18 protein-coding genes are annotated in these 16,288 nt (G+C 72.2%); 13 read left to right on the forward strand and 5 right to left on the reverse strand.

Annotation, left to right across the window (positions count from 1 at the left end):
* Window positions 1–40: 40 nt before the first annotated feature.
* The 3 genes from VFW71_16445 to VFW71_16455 form a co-directional block, all read right to left on the reverse strand.
* Complete coding sequence (locus tag VFW71_16445) at window positions 41–304, reverse strand: DUF6458 family protein (GenBank protein HEU5004349.1); 264 nt, start codon at window positions 302–304, stop codon at window positions 41–43.
* An 80-nt stretch (window positions 305–384) separates the two neighbouring features.
* Entirely contained in the window at window positions 385–957 is a 573-nt protein-coding gene (locus VFW71_16450; GenBank protein HEU5004350.1) for a DUF1990 domain-containing protein, read from the reverse strand.
* A gap of 85 nt (window positions 958–1,042) precedes the next feature.
* A complete protein-coding gene (locus VFW71_16455; GenBank protein ID HEU5004351.1) occupies window positions 1,043–1,843 on the reverse strand; it encodes a hypothetical protein in 801 nt (266 codons plus the stop codon).
* Between the two features lie 107 nt (window positions 1,844–1,950).
* Between VFW71_16455 and VFW71_16460 the strand changes: the two genes are divergently transcribed.
* Both VFW71_16460 and pyrE read left to right on the forward strand, forming a co-directional pair.
* On the forward strand, window positions 1,951–2,514 hold the full coding sequence (locus tag VFW71_16460) for a PadR family transcriptional regulator (GenBank protein HEU5004352.1): 564 nt from the start codon (window positions 1,951–1,953) through the stop codon (window positions 2,512–2,514).
* A 153-nt stretch (window positions 2,515–2,667) separates the two neighbouring features.
* A complete protein-coding gene (gene pyrE / locus VFW71_16465; GenBank protein ID HEU5004353.1) occupies window positions 2,668–3,297 on the forward strand; it encodes an orotate phosphoribosyltransferase in 630 nt (209 codons plus the stop codon).
* 88 nt (window positions 3,298–3,385) lie between these two features.
* Here the strand turns inward: pyrE and VFW71_16470 are convergent, their stop codons facing one another.
* Complete coding sequence (locus tag VFW71_16470; protein ID HEU5004354.1) at window positions 3,386–4,741, reverse strand: glycosyltransferase 87 family protein; 1,356 nt, start codon at window positions 4,739–4,741, stop codon at window positions 3,386–3,388.
* A 91-nt stretch (window positions 4,742–4,832) separates the two neighbouring features.
* Between VFW71_16470 and VFW71_16475 the strand changes: the two genes are divergently transcribed.
* A complete protein-coding gene (locus tag VFW71_16475) occupies window positions 4,833–6,638 on the forward strand; it encodes an FtsX-like permease family protein (protein ID HEU5004355.1) in 1,806 nt (601 codons plus the stop codon).
* Between the two features lie 29 nt (window positions 6,639–6,667).
* Window positions 6,668–7,861 (forward strand): ATP-binding cassette domain-containing protein, encoded by a 1,194-nt coding sequence (locus tag VFW71_16480; protein ID HEU5004356.1) that lies wholly within the window; start codon window positions 6,668–6,670, stop codon window positions 7,859–7,861.
* Here the strand turns inward: VFW71_16480 and VFW71_16485 are convergent.
* Window positions 7,858–8,493, reverse strand: a complete 636-nt coding sequence (locus VFW71_16485) for a choice-of-anchor D domain-containing protein (protein ID HEU5004357.1) — start codon at window positions 8,491–8,493, stop codon at window positions 7,858–7,860. The two genes, VFW71_16480 and VFW71_16485, sit on opposite strands and share 4 nt — an antisense overlap.
* 59 nt (window positions 8,494–8,552) lie before the next feature.
* On the opposite strand from VFW71_16485, the gene VFW71_16490 reads away from it, so the two are divergent.
* From VFW71_16490 to fmt, 9 genes are all read left to right on the forward strand, one after another.
* Complete coding sequence (locus VFW71_16490) at window positions 8,553–9,215, forward strand: hypothetical protein (GenBank protein HEU5004358.1); 663 nt, start codon at window positions 8,553–8,555, stop codon at window positions 9,213–9,215.
* Between the two features lie 123 nt (window positions 9,216–9,338).
* Window positions 9,339–9,653 carry an integration host factor, actinobacterial type gene (mihF, locus tag VFW71_16495; protein ID HEU5004359.1) on the forward strand — a complete coding sequence of 105 codons (315 nt, stop codon included), beginning with the start codon at window positions 9,339–9,341 and terminating at the stop codon, window positions 9,651–9,653.
* Between the two features lie 51 nt (window positions 9,654–9,704).
* Window positions 9,705–10,283, forward strand: coding sequence for a guanylate kinase (gmk, locus tag VFW71_16500; protein HEU5004360.1), 579 nt, complete (start codon window positions 9,705–9,707; stop codon window positions 10,281–10,283).
* Complete coding sequence (gene rpoZ / locus VFW71_16505; protein ID HEU5004361.1) at window positions 10,280–10,534, forward strand: DNA-directed RNA polymerase subunit omega; 255 nt, start codon at window positions 10,280–10,282, stop codon at window positions 10,532–10,534. Before gmk ends, rpoZ begins: the two co-directional genes overlap by 4 nt.
* A 36-nt stretch (window positions 10,535–10,570) precedes the next feature.
* Window positions 10,571–11,797, forward strand: coding sequence for a bifunctional phosphopantothenoylcysteine decarboxylase/phosphopantothenate--cysteine ligase CoaBC (gene coaBC / locus VFW71_16510; GenBank protein ID HEU5004362.1), 1,227 nt, complete (start codon window positions 10,571–10,573; stop codon window positions 11,795–11,797).
* Between the two features lie 64 nt (window positions 11,798–11,861).
* Window positions 11,862–13,076, forward strand: a complete 1,215-nt coding sequence (gene metK / locus VFW71_16515; GenBank protein HEU5004363.1) for a methionine adenosyltransferase — start codon at window positions 11,862–11,864, stop codon at window positions 13,074–13,076.
* Between the two features lie 45 nt (window positions 13,077–13,121).
* Window positions 13,122–14,777, forward strand: a complete 1,656-nt coding sequence (locus tag VFW71_16520; GenBank protein HEU5004364.1) for a hypothetical protein — start codon at window positions 13,122–13,124, stop codon at window positions 14,775–14,777.
* 14 nt (window positions 14,778–14,791) lie between these two features.
* On the forward strand, window positions 14,792–15,310 hold the full coding sequence (def, locus tag VFW71_16525; GenBank protein ID HEU5004365.1) for a peptide deformylase: 519 nt from the start codon (window positions 14,792–14,794) through the stop codon (window positions 15,308–15,310).
* Window positions 15,311–15,321: 11 nt separating this feature from the next.
* Complete coding sequence (gene fmt, locus VFW71_16530) at window positions 15,322–16,275, forward strand: methionyl-tRNA formyltransferase (GenBank protein HEU5004366.1); 954 nt, start codon at window positions 15,322–15,324, stop codon at window positions 16,273–16,275.
* Window positions 16,276–16,288 lie beyond the last annotated feature (13 nt).

Genomic DNA, 16,288 nt, shown 5'->3' on the forward strand with positions numbered 1-16,288 from the left:
GGGCCGAGATGCTCGGTGCCGGGGTACCTTCTGGAGCTGCTTAGAAGGTCCGGTCCTCCTCGATGACCCGTCGGCGGACGGGCGCAACGGGAGCATCGTACGAGTCGTAGGCTACGGTCCGTCGGGACCGGTTGAACCCGCCCCAACTGCTCCAGAACACCATGGACAGGATGGCGCCGATGATGCCCACGACCATCAAGATCACACCCACGTTATGGATGTTGAAACCCTGCACGTTCACGTTCACTGCAAAGTCGAGGATGGCCCCCACCGCAATCAGAAAGATACTCGTGCCAAGACCCATGTCAGATCTCCTCTCGTTCTTGCACGGAGGAGTTGTACCCGGGAATGGGCCGGACAAACCTCGGGCGAATTGGCGCTGGCCTACCCGGATACTGCCTGCTGGAGCCCCTCGAGATATCGGGTGGTGACCCGCGCCTGGACTGCCCGGCTCACCGGGGAGCCGAGCTTGGTGAGCAGGTGGGCCGGGCGGGAGAACGCCCGGATCCGGAAGCGCACGTTGCCGTTGGCATCCCGCTCGACCATGAATGCCTCCTCCCCCTGCTCGGGGTGGTGGGGGAGGGTGCCGTAGCCGAAGCCGAAGCGGTCGGCCTCGTCCACCAGGTAGACCACCCGGCAGGCGGCGGACACGTGGAAGGGGAACTGGCGGAAGACGAGGACCAGGCTCTGGCCCTCGGTGAGGGGCGGCGTCACCGGCAGGAGCCTGATGCCGGCGTGGTGCTGGGGCGCCCAGTCCCGGATGCCTGCCTGCGCCCGGGCGAAGGCCTCGGCGCCGGCGCCCAGATCGATCGAGCGGTCCACCGTGTGGTAACCCGCCGGCAGCTCACCCTGAGTGGCCCCGACGTCGGGGTAGGAGAGCGGCTGCTGCGCCTGGGCGTCGAGGAGCGCCTGGAGCTGCATGGGGGTGGGCGGGCGGAGCCCGAACGGGCTGGACATGGGCCCATCCTAGTGCCGCCCGGTAGCGCCCCTCATGCTTGTCACGTCCAACCCGAACATGTGGGTTCCTACGTCAGGAGAAGCCCTACGGCATGTTGAAGGCGTCCATCAGGCGGTAGCCGAGGTCGGCGCGCGGGCCGTCGAGTTGCACCTTGCCCTGCGCCACGGCGTCCCGCATCGACACCACTTTGATGAGGATGAGGAACATCCAGTCCGGATCCCCCGAGATCCGGCAGTCCACCGGCCGGGACGGCACCCGCTCGGCCCGGGCGGTCTGGCCGTCGAGGGTGACCGCGAAGTGGAAGCCGTCGGCCATGACCATCTCGAAGGTGCCGGTGAGGTCGGGGGCGAAGGCCGGCCGGTAGATGTCGGGGAGCACATGCTCGATGAAGGGCCACATGAGGGCCAGGTCGGCCGGCTCGAAGGGCAGCCGGGCGCCTACCGCCCGGGCGATGGCGGCGCCGTGCATGGACTGGTGCATGAGGAGGTAGCCGGCGAGGCCGTCGACGGGCACCTCGCCCATCGGGGTGGGGCAGATGCGGTCGGGAGGCTGGACGAGCACCTCGCCGAAGGCCATGGCGGTGTTGGCGACCAGCTGGTCGGCCAGCACGTTCAGGTCGCGTTCGGTGTAGCCCTCCAGGCCGTCGGCATTGGCTTCCTGCAGGCCCTCCCGGGTGCCGTCGCCGTAGGGGATCGCCAGCCCGCGGGCCATGATCCCGAGCCCGATGGTGGTGTAGGCCAGGTGGGCGGCGGTCTCGGCCACCGTCCAGGCCGAGCCCGGCAGCTCCCGGTTCGGGTCGGCGGTGCGCAAGATGGCGGCGATGCGGCCGGCGATCGCCTCGCCTGCCTGCCGGGCGTCGCTCAGGTGGTCCAGCGTGGCATTCATCAGTCGGCCTCCTCCTGCTCGCCAGATACGGGGGTCCCCGTGCTGTCCGTGGTATTGCTCTGCATGCTCGGCACGAGAGCGGGACCACGGGAAAGGAACGGAATCCAATGTCCATTGTGGACGGTGAGAGGTCGGGTGTCAATGCCACCGCGGCATCTCTGCTCGGGTTCCTGTACTGGCAGCCGCTGAGCGGCCATGACCTGTGTTCGGCGGTCGAGATGAGCGTCGGCAACTTCTGGAATGTCACCCGCAGCCAGATCTACCGGGAGTTGCGCACCCTCGCGCAACAGGGCCTGGTGGAGGGGGGCGAGGTGGGTCCCCGCCGGCGGCTGCCCTACACGATCACCGAGCCGGGCCGGGAATGCTTCCGGGAGTGGCTGCGGGAATCGCCCGGCCCCGACGTCATGCGTTCCCCGCTGTTGTTGAAATTCTTCTTCGGGATCCTGCTCTCCGAGGACACGCTCCGCCACTTCGTGGGCGACCACCGGGTCCGCCACGAGGGCCAGCTGGAGTACTACCGGAACCTGCTGGAGCAGATCAAGGAGTCCGACCCGGTCCCGGCCCACGTGGTGCGGCTGGGTATCGCCTTCGAGGAGATGATGCTGCACTGGTTCGACACCATCCCGTGGGAGCTGTGGTCAGCCCCCGAGCACCGGCACCCGCGGGCGTGAGCGTTCGGCGTGACGGGCGGCGAGGCGTTGCTGTGAGTCGTCTGTGAGTGTCCGGGGGTGCCATACGGACCTCAGCACTCACAGACTCCGAGAGCCCCCGAGAGCCTCCGAGAGCCCTCAAGAGTCCGGGACAAACGGTAGGGTGCGGCCCGCATGGTGACCAAGACCCACAAGTCGGCGCAGCGCAAGGGGCTCCCCACCCTCCATCCCGCCGTCCTCTCCGAGGACGAGGTCCTCGCCGCGCTCCGGGAGGTCGGGGCGGTCACCAGCGGTCACTTCGTGCTCTCCTCCGGCCGTCACTCCGACGTCTACTGCGAGAAGTTCCGCGCCCTGGAACGGCCGGAGCTGGCGCTCTCACTCGGCGCCTCGCTGGCAGACCGCTTCGCTGCCGAGCAGGTGGACGTGGTGCTCTCGCCCGCCCTGGGGGCCATCGTGTTGGGCTTCACCACCGCGTTGTGCATGGGCGCCCGGTTCGTGTTTGCCGAGCGTGACCAGGGCGCCCTGCGCCTGCGCCGGGGCTTCGTCCTGGCCGAGGGGGAGCGGGTGCTGGTGGTGGAGGACGTGGTGACCACCGGGAAGTCGGTGAACGAGGTGGTGGCGCTGGTGCCGCCCGAGGCCCTCGTGGGCGTCGGGTGCCTGCTGGATCGCTCGGGCGGGGCGGGCGGCGTACCCCCGATGACCAGCCTGGCCCGGCTGGATGCACCCACCTGGGAGGCGTCGGAGTGCCCGCTGTGCCGCGCCGGCGTGGAGGCCGTTGCTCCCGGGAGTCGGCACCTGGCCTAGCCTGGCCTAGCCTGGCCCAACCTGGCCTAGCCTGGCCTAAATGGGGGTAATGGCACCAGCCGGTCGGTGAGCACGACGGCGTAGCCGCTCACTCCGGCGAACCGGACGGCGAGGGTCCCCACGGCTGGCGGTGGTGGCGCGATATCTCCACAGTGGAGACATCGCGCCACTGTGCTGCCGGTTGGGCCCCTCGCCGGGCTCCGCCCGGTCCCGTAGGCCCCGGTCGTGAGCCGGTCAGATCCCGGAACGGCAGGACGCACGCCACCAGGGCCGCCAGCACCGAGCGGTCGTTCGCCGCCAGCCAGCGGCCCGGCGGCCCCAGGAGGTGCGCCCCGGGGAGCCCGATGACCATCGGCACCAGGATCACCGCCGCCACGGCGATGTCCGCGCCGGTGCTGGCGGTGAACACCCCGGCCGCCCCCAGCAGGACCCAGAGCTCGTGGTGGGTCCAGGAGATCGGCGAGGCGAGGATCCCGGCGCAGCCGGTGATCGCCAGCCCCAGCACCGGCTGGCCCGCCTCGCACGCCCTCCGGGCCCGCCAGAGCCCGAGGACCAGCGCACCGCCGGACAGCACAGCCCAGAGAGCCCCGAGTGCGGCCCCGTGGGCTCCGGCCCGCAGCAGCACGCCGTAGATCGACTGGTTGCCGCCCTCGGCGAGGGGCAGGCCCCGGGTGACGTGGAAGACCTCGCCGCCCCAGAACGACCGGGAGTTGCCCGGTGCCCCGAGCCCGGCCAGCGCGGTCGCCGCCCCGAAGGTGCCGAGCGCCACCCCGGCTGCCCGCCGGCGCCCGGTCAGCCACAGGTAGGGCACGAACACCAGCGGCGTCAGCTTCAGGGCGGCACACAGCCCGGTCAGGGCCCCCTGGTAGCGCCGGCCCCGTCGAGCGAGCAGGTCGGCCACCACCCCCAGCGCCAGGAAGACGCTCACCTGCCCGAAGGCCAGGTTGCTCTGCAGCGGCTTCGAGGCCAGCAGCAGGGCGGTCAGCGCCGGCCAGACGGCGGCTGCCGGCCCCAGACGGCGGGGGAGCGCCCGGGCGACCAGGTAGCTCAGGGCACCGGTGGCCGCCAGGGTCAGGAGCGTCCAGGTCACCTGCGCCGCCGCCTCGGGCACCAGGGCCAAGGGGATGAGCAGGAGGGCGGCGAAGGGCGGGTAGGTGAAGCCGGACCGGAGGCCCGGGTGGGCCCCGTACAGGGAGTGCCCGTGCAGCAGGGCGTGCACCGCGACCAGGTAGACGTGCAGGTCGCCCAGCCGGGCGGAGGTGGGCGGGTGCAGGTAGTGGGCGGTGTCGAACACCGCCACCCCGGCCGCCAGCACCCAGGCTGTGGCGGCGAGAGCCCAGGCAGGCCGGCGGGTGGCGACCGTGTCCATGGCTGCGCCCGACCCTACCACCGGGCCCGCCCGCTCCGACCCCCCGCCCTCCAGCGACATTCCCAGGAAAACCACAGGAAGCCCCAACCCTCACTCCAACCCCGGGACGGTTACTGAGGCAGGAGCACCGGGCGGTGCGGCCGCCAGTTCGAGTGGAGGGAAGGCAATGTTCCAGACGGGATACCTGCTGAGCGAGCTGCGCCGGCGCTGGGGCCGCACCATCGTCACCGCTCTCGGCCTCGCCATCGGCGTGGGCCTGGTGATCGGCATCATCGGGGTGTCGGAGGGCCTGAGCGCGGCGCAGAGCAGCGTCCTGTCGCCCCTGTCGTCCATCGGCACCGACATCCTGGTGACCCGGGTGGCCGGGTCCACCGATACCGCCACTGGCGGAACCGGTACGGCGAGCACTCCCACGGGGGGCGCGGGCGGCGGGGGTGGCGGCTTTTTCGCCGGAGGCCCCGGGGGCCGCAACGTCGCCCTCAACTCCGATGCCGCCCAGTCGCTGCTGGCGGAGAACACCAACGTCCTGACCGACCTCTCCAAGCTCGGTCCCGCCGGTACCAACTTCGTCCACGACTTCTTCCTCTCCTCGACGCTGCTGACCTTCCCGGAGGCCGCCCTGACCCAGACTGCGACCGTGCCCGGCGTCGAGTCGGTGTCGCCGGGGCTGACGCAGAACGTCCAGCACGAGACCGGGACCGTGCCCCAGCAGGTGGCCACCGTCACCGAGGCCGCCCAGACCTTCAGCCAGACCCAGACCGTCCGCACGCAGCTCACCCCCGACCAGCGCCAGGCGCTCCAGCAGTGCCTCGCCTCCAAGGGCCTCACGTTCGGCCGGGGTGGTGGCGGGGGCTCGACCGGCACCGCAAGCCCGGCACCCGGGGGCGGGGCTGGGGGTGGGGGCGGCCAGGTCTTCGGCAGCGGCGGGGACTCGGCGTTCGCCGCCTGCCTCCCGCAGGGGCAGGGGACCGCCAACTTCAGCTTCACGAGCCCGGCCCGCACGATCCAGCAGATCGTCAACCCGCCCCAGACCAACATCAACAACTCCAGCTACACCGCAGCCGGCGTCGACCCCCGCGACCCGACCCAGGGCCTGGTCACCAAGAGCCAGCTGGTCGCAGGCTCCTGGCTGCCGGCTGGCACCTCCAACGACGTCCTGTTGAACGTCTCGTACGCCAACCAGCACTCCTACAAGGTGGGCGCAGGCCTGCCGATCAACGGGGTGACCTACACGGTGAGCGGTCTGGTCAACCCGACGCTCACCGGATCGATCGCCGACATCTACTTCCCGCTGTCCACCCTCCAGAACCTCTCGGGCAAGAGCGGCGAGATCACCCAGATCCTGGTGAAGGTCAACAGCGCCTCCTCGGTGCAAGCGGTGGCCTCCCGCATCCAGGCCCTGCTGCCGGGCGCCACCGTCGTGACCACCGCCTCCCTGGCCAGCCAGGTGACCGGCTCGCTGGTGGATGCCAAGAAGCTCACCGACCGCCTGGGCGGGGCATTGGGCGTCATCGTGCTGATCTCGGCCTTCGTCATCGCCATGCTGCTGACGCTGTCCTCGATCGGCAAGCGGGTGCGGGAGATCGGCACGCTGCGGGCCGTGGGCTGGTCCCGGGGCCGGGTGGTGCGCCAGATCCTGGCCGAGACCATCGGGATCGGCCTGGTGGGCGGGGCGATCGGCATCGGGCTGGGCTACGCCGCCAGCCTGGCGGTGAGGGCCTTCTCGCCCACGTTGCAGGCTGCGGCGCCCGGGGTGGCCACCTTCGGGGGCTCCTCGGCCTCGCAGGTATTCGGGCAGTCGACCACGGTGGCGGTCAAGAACGTCGTCGTCCACCTCACCTCGCCGGTGCACCCGGTGACCCTGTTGATCGGGGTGGGGCTGGCGGTCGTCGGCGGCATCATCGCCGGCGGGGTGGGCGCCCTGCGGGCCTCCCGCCTGTCGCCCGCCGAAGCCCTCCGGAACCTGGCCTAACCACCCTTCGTGAGCGAGAGGAACCTGCCATGGAATCCCTGACCGAGACCCTCCCCGAGCCCACCGCGGCCCCGGGCCCCCTGTACCGCCTGGCGGGCGTCGAGCGCGTCTTCCGGGTGGGATCCGCCGAGGTGCGCGCCGTCGACGGGGTGGACCTGGATCTCTACCCCGGCGAGTTGGTCGCCATCGAGGGGCCGAGCGGCTCCGGCAAGAGCACGATGCTGCAGCTCCTGGGGGCGCTGGACCAGCCCACGGGGGGCACGGTGTCCTTCGACGGGCGCAGCCTGGGCGCGCTGGGCGAGGCCGAGTTGACCACCGTCCGGGCCAAGGACATCGGCTTCGTCTTCCAGGGCTTCAACCTCATCCCGACGCTCACCGCGTCGGAGAACGTCGAGCTGGCGATGGTCCCCATGGCCGCCTCGAAGGCCGAGCGGCGGGCGCGGGCGGGCCAGCTCCTGAGCGCGGTCGGCCTGGCGGAACGGGCCCGGCACGTGCCGACGCTGCTGTCCGGCGGTGAGCAGCAGCGGGTGGCGATCGCCCGGGCCATGGCCAACCGGCCCCGGGTCATCCTGGCCGACGAGCCCACCGGCAACCTGGACACCCGCTCCGCCGAGGAGATCGGCAGCATCCTGCGCACCCTGGCGGCCGACCAGGGCGTGACGGTCATCGTGGTCACCCACTCCGCCGCGGTGGCAGGCTGGGCGTCGCGCCGCCTGCGCATGCGGGACGGTAAGCTGACCGAATTGAGCGCCGACGAGGTGGCCGCCGAAGCCGCACTGGTGGACGAGGAGACCGGGGACGTGACCGAGGAACCGGCACCGGCAGCCCCGAGCGCCCCGGCTGCCGGGCGGGCAGTCTCGGGGATCACCGGCGTGCACCTGATGCTCTACTCCCCCGAAGCCGAGGCCCTGCGGGCGCAGGTGCAGGACGCCTTCGGGTGGAGCCACGTCGATGCCGGGAACGGGTGGCCGATCTTCGCCCTGCCCCCGGCCGAGCTGGCCGTGCATCCGGGCGACGTCGCCCGGGGGGAGCTGTGCCTCATGTGCCGGGACCTGCCCACGACACTGGCAGAGATCCGCCAGAAGGGCGTCGAGGTGGTGGGCGAGCCGCACGAGGAGCGCTGGGGGACCGCGGTCTCGCTGCGCCTGCCGGGCGGGGTGGAGGTCCTGCTCTACCAGCCGAGGCACCCGAGCCCGCTGAGCGGGGAGGGGCAGGTTTCTTAGAGCAGCGACCCGGTGCCCGTCAGGGGGATGGTGACGTTCGACCCGGGGTCGGGGCGATAGCTCACCACCAGGCTGGCGTTCGTGACCGCGGGGCTGGCCGGCGTGAACGTGAGGGTGACGGTACACGTCTGGCCGGCGGCCAGCTTCGCCCCGGTGCCGCACGTACTGCCGGTGATGTTGAACGTGGCGGCATTGGCCCCGTTCACTGCCACCCCGTCCAGCGTGGCGGGCGTGGGCCCGGGGTTGGTGATGGTCACGGTGGCGGGCGCCGAGGTGTGGCCCATCGCGGCGGTCCCCAGGTTGAGGCTGGTCGGGGTGGCCGTGAGGTTGGCCAGGCCGCTCGCGGCCGGGCTCGGTGCGGAGCCCTGCGGAACCGGGCCCGTGGTGGTGCCCGGCGTCGCGGTGTCCGGCAGGGACCCGGAGTCGGTGGGCGTCGGGCCGGGGGTGGCGGTGCCGGTCGGTGAGGGCGCGGCGGAAACGCTCGGCGACGTTGCCGACGCCGGGCTGTTCCCCGACCCACCGTGGTGCGCCGTGAGAACAAATGTGCTGAGGGTCGCCAGACCGGTTACCAGCGCGGCGAGGCCAGTCACTATGCCCGGAATGGAGGCCCAGAAGGATTTCTTCTCGGCCATATCTCAGCCGTTCTACCCCGTCCCCCACCCCGGCGAAACCTGCTCCTACACTGAACAGGGTGCAAAGGTCGGACGCGGGGCGCTCCAGGCGCCGGGCGGTCGGGGCGACGGTGGCCGCCCTGGTGGCGCTCGTGGCGTGCGGATCAACGGAGACGACCGCCGGCCCGGGGAGCACCCGGAGCCCGCCTCGGAGCCTCGCCCCCAGCACTGCACCGAGCCCCTCCATTCCCGTCGTCTCGCCGGGCCCGACACCGGCCATCGGGCCCCTGCTGTGCGCCCCGGCAGGCGGTCCTCTCACGACCACCGGCACGCCGGTGCTGCAGTCGGTCAGCGCCCGCGCCCACCCGGGCTATGACGCGCTGATCTTCGCCTTCGCGCCGGTGGGAGCAGGCCGGCCGGCGGCGGTGGCGACCACCTTCACGGTGGCCCCGGCCCGGCCCCCCTTCGTCCGGGACGCCAGCGGGGCGCCGGTGCACGTGACCGGGACGGCGTTCCTGCAGGTCCAGTTCCACGGCGCCTACGGCTACGACCCGCTCGACTCGCCACCGCAGGCGACCTATACCGGGCCCCAGGACCTGCTGGCCGGGCTGGCGGGCATCGCCGAGGTGCGGGAGACCGGGGACTTCGAGGGCTCCCTGACCTGGGTCGTGGGCCTGACGACGAGGCCCTGCTGGTACCCCGTCCCGGGCGAGAACCGGCTGGAATTGGACGTGCCCACCTAACCGCCGGACCCGGGCCCGCCGCCCCATCCGAAGAGCGCGAATCTTCGGGCACGTGGCCGATATACTGCGCGCCACGACGGGTGCGGAGGACCAGGAACGCCCCGCCCGACGTGAGGAGGCCCCGTGGTCCCACCGCCGCCGCGGACCGAGGAGCAGCGCCGCGAGGCGCTCGCCAAGGCGGCAGAATCGCGGCGGCTCCGGGCGGGCATCATGGAGGAGCTCCGCTCGGGTAGGACGACGCTCGCCGGGCTGCTCGCCCGGGTGGACGACGAGACCGTGGGGAAGATGAAGGTGTCCGACGCACTGCAGACCATGCGAGGAGTCGGCAAGATCCGGGCCGGGCGCATCATGGACCGCCTCGGCATCGCCGAGTCCCGTCGCCTGGGAGGGCTAGGCACCCGGCAGATCGAATCGCTCCTGAACGAATTTACCGACTAACAGAATAAAAGAGGAGCTACCACCACAATCGCGCGTGCGCAGCTGTACATCATCTCCGGGCCGTCGGGAGCCGGGAAGGGGACCATCGTCCAGGGGCTACTGGAACGCCGGCCCGACCTGCAGCTCTCGGTGTCCTACACCACGCGCCCCCCGCGCCCGATGGAGCGCGAGGGGGAGCACTACTTCTTCGTCACCACCGATGAGTTCGCCTACATGCGCCAGCGGGGTGAGTTCGTCGAGTGCGCCGATGTGCACGGCAACCACTACGGCACCCACCGCAAGACCATCGAGCACGCCTTGGCGGCGGGCCGGGACGTCCTGCTGGAGATCGACGTGCAGGGCGCGGCGCAGGTGAAGCGCCAGATCCCCGACGCCGTGCTCATCTTCATCGAGCCCCCGTCGCTGGCCGTGCTGGAGGAGCGCCTGCGCAACCGGCGCACCGAGCAGGCGGAGGCGCTCAGCCGCCGCTTGGCCGATGCCTACGACGAGCTGCGCCAGAAACGGTCCTTTGACGGCGTCGTGGTGAACGACGAGGTCGACCGTGCCGTGGACGAGGTGTTACAACTTATGCAAAAGGCAAAGCGATCGAGACTTGACGAGACCTTGACCAAAAAGGAGCCCACCACTTGATCCACCCCAAGATCGAGACCCTGATGAAGAAGGTCGACAGCCGCTACACGCTGGTGATTCTGGCTGCCAAGCGGGCGCGCCAGATCAACTCCTACTACTCGCAGCTGGGCGAGGGGATCCGCGACTTCGTCCCGCCCCAGGTCTCCCGGCTGGGCGAGCACGCCAAGTCCCTGTCGATCGCCCTCGAGGAGGTCGCCGACGGCAAGTTCGGCTACGAGCGGCCGGTCGAGGTCGAGGCCCGGGTCAAGTAGGCCGGGTCGCAAACCCGCAACGGTCCTGGAGGCGGCATGAGCTTCGCCCGGCGGCGCATCGTCGTCGGCGTCTCCGCCGGGATCGCCGCCTATAAGGTCGTCGAGGTCGCCCGGCGCCTCACGCAGGCCGGGGCCGAGGTCCAGGTGGTGATGACCCCGGCGGCCACCCACTTCGTGGGGGCGCTCACCTTTGCATCGCTGACCGGGCGTCCGGTGCCGACCGACCTGTTCGCCGGGCCACCGGGGCCGGCTGAGGGCCCCATTGTCCACACCGCCCTGGCCCGCTGGGCCGAGGCCGTCCTGCTGGCCCCCGCCACCGCCGACCTCCTGGCCAAGATGGCGGGAGGGCATGCCGACGACCTCCTGACCGCCTTCCTGCTCGCCACCCGGGCGCCGGTGGTGGCCGCTCCGGCGATGCACACCGAGATGTGGGAGCACCCGGCCACCCAGGCCAACGCCGCGCTCCTCCGGGAGCGGGGCATCCGCCTCGTCGGCCCCGCCGAGGGGGCGCTGGCCGGGCCCGACGCCGGGCCCGGGCGGCTGGCGGAGCCCGAGACCCTTCTCGCCGCCCTCGCCGACGTGCTCGACGGAGCCGCCGCCGAGGCGAGTGCGCTCGGGGGCCGCAGGGTGCTCGTCACCGCGGGCGGGACCCAGGAGCCCCTGGACGCGGTGCGCTACCTCGGCAACCGGTCCTCGGGGCGGATGGGCTACGCCGTGGCGGCGGCTGCGCTCCGCCGGGGGGCGCAGGTCACGCTGGTCTCCGCCCCCACCCGCCTGGAGGCGCCCGCCGGTGCCGAGCTCGTGGCGGTGCGCACCGCCGCCGAGATGCGGCACGCCGTGCTCGGGGCGGCGGAATGCGCCGAGGTCGTGGTCATGGCGGCTGCGGTCGCCGATTGGCGGCCGGTGGGCCCGAGCGACGCCAAGCACAAGAAGGCCGAGGGCCCGCCCGCAGTGGTGCTGGAGGCCACCGAGGACATCCTCGCCGCCCTGGGCAGCCGGCGCCGGCCCGGTCAGGTCCTGGTGGGTTTCGCCGCCGAGACCGCCGATCCCGAGGCGGGGGCACGGGACAAGCTCGCCGCCAAAGGGGTCGACATCGTCGTGGGCAACCTGGTGGGGGTGGCCGACTCCGGCTTCGAGGTGGATTCCACCCGGGCGGTCATCGTCGGCCGGGACGGGGCGGTACAGCGCCCGCCGCTGCTGAGCAAGGACGCCCTGGCCGGGGTGATCCTCGACCGCGTGGAGGGGCTGCTCGCCCCACCGTGATAAGAATGGCGGCGTTGCCCCGACAGCTGCGCTTTTACGACGCACGGACTTGATGGAGGTCCCCATGCCAAGGCGTTCCCTGTTCACCTCGGAGTCGGTCACCGAAGGCCACCCGGACAAGCTGGCGGACCGCATCTCCGATGCCGTCCTGGACGACATCATGGCCACCGACCCGATGGGCCGGGTGGCGTGCGAGACCCTGGTCACCACCGGCGTCGTGCTGGTGGCGGGCGAGATCTCGACCAACACCTACGTCGATGTGCCCAGCATCGTGCGCCGGGAGGTCAACTCCGTGGGCTACACCCGGGCGAAGTTCGGCTTCGACGGCGACACCTGCGGCGTGCTCACCGCCATCCAGGAGCAGTCGCCCGACATCGCCCTCGGGGTGGACACCGCCTACGAGGCGCGCGAGCCCGTCGGTGACGGCGACGCCTTCGACAGGGAAGGCGCCGGGGACCAGGGCATGATGTTCGGCTACGCCTGCCGCGAGCGGCCCGACATCGACACCGAGCTGATGCCCATCCCGATCTGGCTGGCGCACCGCATGGCAGAGCGCCTCGCCGAGGTGCGCAAGAGCGGCCAGATCCCCTACCTGCGCCCGGACGGCAAGACCCAGGTCAGCATCGTCTACGAGGACGGCCGGCCGGTGGCGATCGATACCATCCTCATCTCGGCGCAGCACCAGTCCGAGGTGGACATCGAGACCCTGCTGAAGCCGGACCTGTACGACCATGTTGTGCGGACGACCGTGCCCGAGGCCCTGTGGTCCGACGGCATCCGCTTCCTGGTGAACCCGACCGGCCGCTTCGAGATCGGCGGCCCGCAGGCCGACACCGGGCTCACGGGGCGCAAGATCATCGTCGACACCTACGGCGGCATGTGCGCCCACGGGGGCGGCGCCTTCTCGGGCAAGGACCCGACGAAGGTGGACCGCTCGGCGGCCTACATGGCGCGCTACGCGGCGAAGAACCTGGTCGCCTCGGGCGTGGTCGACCGCTGCGAGGTGCGCATCGCCTATGCCATCGGTGTGGCCCACCCGGTCTCGGTGTCGGTGGACGACCGGGGCACGGCGAAGGTGGACCCGCAGAAGCTGGAGATCTTCGTGAAGGACTTCTTCGACTTCCGCCCGGCGGCGATCATCCAGAACCTGGACCTGCGCCGGCCGATCTACAAGGCCACGAGTTCCTACGGGCACTTCGGGCGACCGGACAAGGACACCTTCACCTGGGAGCGGATGGACCGGGCGGAGGAGATCGCCGCCGCAGCCCGGGACCTCTAAGCCACCGCGATTGCCGCATGGGAGGCGGGCGGTGAGCTCGTCGCGGTGGTGGTCGACGTCCCGACCTGGAGCCTCGACCGCCCGCTGACCTACCGGGTCCCTCCCGCCCTGGTGGGGGCCGCGGTGCTGGGGGCGGTGGTCCGGGTGCCGCTGCACGGCCGCCGGGTGCGGGGGTGGGTGGTCGGCCCGGCCGATCCCGCGGCCACGCCAGCTCCCGGCGATCTGCAGGATGTCGCCGGGGTCTCGGGCTCAGGCCTGGTTTTCGATGCCGCCCTCCTGTCCGCCGCCCGGGCGCTGGCCCGGCGCTCGGTCCACCCGCTGTCGACGTTCCTGCGCCTGCTGACCCCGCCGCAGATGGGGCGGCGGATGACCAGGGCGGCGCCGGACGGCCCGTTGGGAGGACCCCTGGCGGTCACCCGGCGCCCGCTGGCATCCCAGCGGAAGGTCCTGCGCCGGCTGGGCCCGACCGAGGATCCCGTGGCGGTGTACGAGCCCGCGATCCGCAGCGTGGTGGAGAGCGGCAGGGGGGTCCTCGTGGTGCTGCCGGTGGTCCGCACGGGCGCCCGGGTGGTCGAGGGGCTCACCGAGGCGCTCGGGGATCAGGCCGCAGTGGTGCACAGCGACCAGAGCGACGCGGCGCGCTCGCGGGCCCTGTGGGCTGCCGCGCGGGGGCGGTGCCCGGTGATCCTGGGCGGCCGGGGGTCGGTGTTCGCCCCGGCGTTCGACCTCGGCCTGATCATCGTCCATGCGGAGGACGACTGGACGCTCAAGGCCGAGAGCGCCCCGTACTTCGACGCCCGTGACGTGGCAGAGCTCCGGGCGGGCGCCAGTGGGGCGGAGCTGTGGTTGGCGTCGGTCACCCCTTCCGTGCGCTCCTGGCACCGGGCCTCGCGCGGCCGGTGGGAACGCGTGCAACCGGCGGTCGATCGGTGGCCCGCGGTGGTGTGCGCCCCTCCCCTCGGGCGGGTGATGTCGGAACCGGCGGTTGCCGCCATCCTTGCCGCCCGGGCGGCGGGCACGCGGGTGCTGATCCATGTCCCCCGGGTGCAGGGGACTGCGGCCGGCCCGGGGCCCGCCGAAGTGGCGAAGTACGTCGCGCGCGTGGCGCCCAACGCCCGGATCGGGATCGCGCAGGCCGACGGTTCCCCGCCGGAGGCGCTCGACGCCGACATCGTCGTCGCGACGCCCGGGGGCCTGCGCGAGGTGCAGCAGCCGGTGGGGGCCGTGGTGGTGCTCGGTGTCGACGCCCGGCTGCGCTGGCCGTCGGGGAGCACCGTCGAGGAGGCCTTCGGCGTGCTCTGGAGGCTCGGTGCCGTCGCGGCGCAGTCGGACCTGCCCGGGCGGATGGTTCTGGAGACCGAGCAGCCGCACCATCATGCCGTCCGGGCGGTGATCGACGGCGACTATGATCTCTTCCTCCGGCAGGAACGAGCAGCCCGCCGGGCGACCGCATCACCGCCGTTCGTCACCTTGGCGCGCGTGCGCGGGGCAGCCCTCGGCGACGCCACGGTGAGCCAGCTGGGCGCACTGCCGGGCACCGAGGTGTTCGGCCCGATGGGGGGCCGGCAGGGCCCGGAGGTACTGTTGAAGATCGAGGACCCCGAGGCGGTGCTCGACGAGCTGCGGGGGGTCGTGGCGGCGTCGAGCAAGGGCCGGGGGGCGGAGCGGCTGGTGGTCGAGATGGAACCACGGGACTGGTGAACGGGCACAAGTAAATGGCGATCCTTCCGATCAGAACCTTTGGTGACCCGGTGCTGCGCCAGCGCGCCGGGGAGGTGCGCGAGGTGGACGCTGCGGTCCGCAAGCTCATGCACGATCTGTCCGACACCGTCATCGCGGCCCCCGGTGTCGGCTTGGCCGCGCCGCAACTCGGCGTGCCCCGGCGGGTCATCGTGTGGACCTACGAGGGGAGCAAGGGCGCCCTCGCCAACCCCCGCGTGGTCGAGCAGCACGGCAAGGATGTGGCTGACGAAGCCTGCCTGTCCCTGCCCGGCCTGAGCTACCCGGTGTCCCGGGCGCTCAAGATCGTGGTGGAGGGGCTCAACGACCGGGGTGACCTGGTCTCCATCGCCCTGCAGGACTGGACGGCCCGCATCCTCCAGCACGAGATCGACCACCTCGACGGTGTCCTGTTCATCGACCACCTGGATCCCGATCTGCGCCGGGAAGCCCGGCGGAAGCTGCGGGAGCAGGCCCTGCGGGGCGTGCCGCTGGAGCCGGTCGCCGTCCTCTGAGGCCCGCCTCGATGGGCCTGACCACGCTATTCCTGGGCACGCCGGAGGTCGCCGTGCCCTCCCTGCAGGCCCTGCTCGCCTCGGCGCACGGGGTGGCCGCCGCCGTCACCGCCCCCGACCGCCCCAAGGGCCGGGGCATGGCCGTGCAGGCGCCGCCCGTGAAGGAGGCGGCACTGGCCGCCGGGCTCGAGGTGCTGCAGCCTGCCTCGCTGCGGCCGCCGGAGGTGCAGGAAGCCCTGGCCGCCTACGGGGCGGACCTGTTTGTGGTGTGCGCCTACGGCCTCATCCTGCCGGCGGTGGTGCTCGGCATCCCCCGGCGGGGATGCGTGAACGTGCACTTCTCGCTCCTGCCCGCCTACCGGGGGGCGGCCCCGGTGGCCCGCGCCATCCTCGACGGGGCGAGCGAGACCGGGGTCACCATCATGCAGGTGGAACCCGCACTGGACTCGGGCCCGGTTCTCGCCGCGGCGGTGGAACCCATCGGTGCGGACGACGACACCGGGAGGGTCGAAACCCGCCTGGCGGTGACCGGGGCGGCCCTCCTGGTGGAGGTGCTCGACCGGCTGGCGGCGGGGTCCGTCGAGGCCCAACCCCAGGACGCCACCCGCGCCACCTACGCCGCCAAGCTGAGCCCGGAGGAGGCGAGGCTGGACTGGAGCGCCGGCGCCGACCGCATCGCCCGCCAGGTGCGGGCCTTCAGCCCCCGGCCGGGGGCGTGGACGACCCGGGACGGGCGCCGGTTGAAGATCTGGCGGGCCACCGCAATTGCCGACGGCCGCGTTGGAGGGGCGATTGGCGGGGCGATGATGGGTCCCGGGCAGCTGTTTGAGGGCCCGGAGGGCGCCCTGATGGCGGTGGCCGGCTCCGGTGCGCTGGTGCTGGACGAGGTCCAGCCCGAAGGCGGCCGCCGGATGCCGGGGGCAGCCTTCCGCCGGGGCCTGCGCACGCTGGGCCGCCTGGAGTAGTGACCCGGTGGCT

It is taken from the genome of Actinomycetota bacterium, from assembly GCA_035765775.1.
Taxonomy (GTDB): domain Bacteria; phylum Actinomycetota; class CADDZG01; order JAHWKV01; family JAOPZY01; genus DASTWV01.

Coding starts and splice junctions, on each gene's coding strand:
- pyrE (HEU5004353.1), top strand. CDS start 2,668: ATGGTGACCAAGACCCACAAGTCGGCGCAGCGCAAGGGGCTCCCCACC.
- VFW71_16475 (HEU5004355.1), top strand. CDS start 4,833: ATGTTCCAGACGGGATACCTGCTGAGCGAGCTGCGCCGGCGCTGGGGC.
- VFW71_16460 (HEU5004352.1), top strand. CDS start 1,951: ATGTCCATTGTGGACGGTGAGAGGTCGGGTGTCAATGCCACCGCGGCA.
- VFW71_16480 (HEU5004356.1), top strand. CDS start 6,668: ATGGAATCCCTGACCGAGACCCTCCCCGAGCCCACCGCGGCCCCGGGC.
- VFW71_16450 (HEU5004350.1), bottom strand. CDS start 957: ATGTCCAGCCCGTTCGGGCTCCGCCCGCCCACCCCCATGCAGCTCCAG.
- coaBC (HEU5004362.1), top strand. CDS start 10,571: ATGAGCTTCGCCCGGCGGCGCATCGTCGTCGGCGTCTCCGCCGGGATC.
- VFW71_16485 (HEU5004357.1), bottom strand. CDS start 8,493: ATGGCCGAGAAGAAATCCTTCTGGGCCTCCATTCCGGGCATAGTGACT.
- VFW71_16445 (HEU5004349.1), bottom strand. CDS start 304: ATGGGTCTTGGCACGAGTATCTTTCTGATTGCGGTGGGGGCCATCCTC.
- fmt (HEU5004366.1), top strand. CDS start 15,322: ATGGGCCTGACCACGCTATTCCTGGGCACGCCGGAGGTCGCCGTGCCC.
- def (HEU5004365.1), top strand. CDS start 14,792: ATGGCGATCCTTCCGATCAGAACCTTTGGTGACCCGGTGCTGCGCCAG.
- VFW71_16455 (HEU5004351.1), bottom strand. CDS start 1,843: ATGAATGCCACGCTGGACCACCTGAGCGACGCCCGGCAGGCAGGCGAG.
- metK (HEU5004363.1), top strand. CDS start 11,862: ATGCCAAGGCGTTCCCTGTTCACCTCGGAGTCGGTCACCGAAGGCCAC.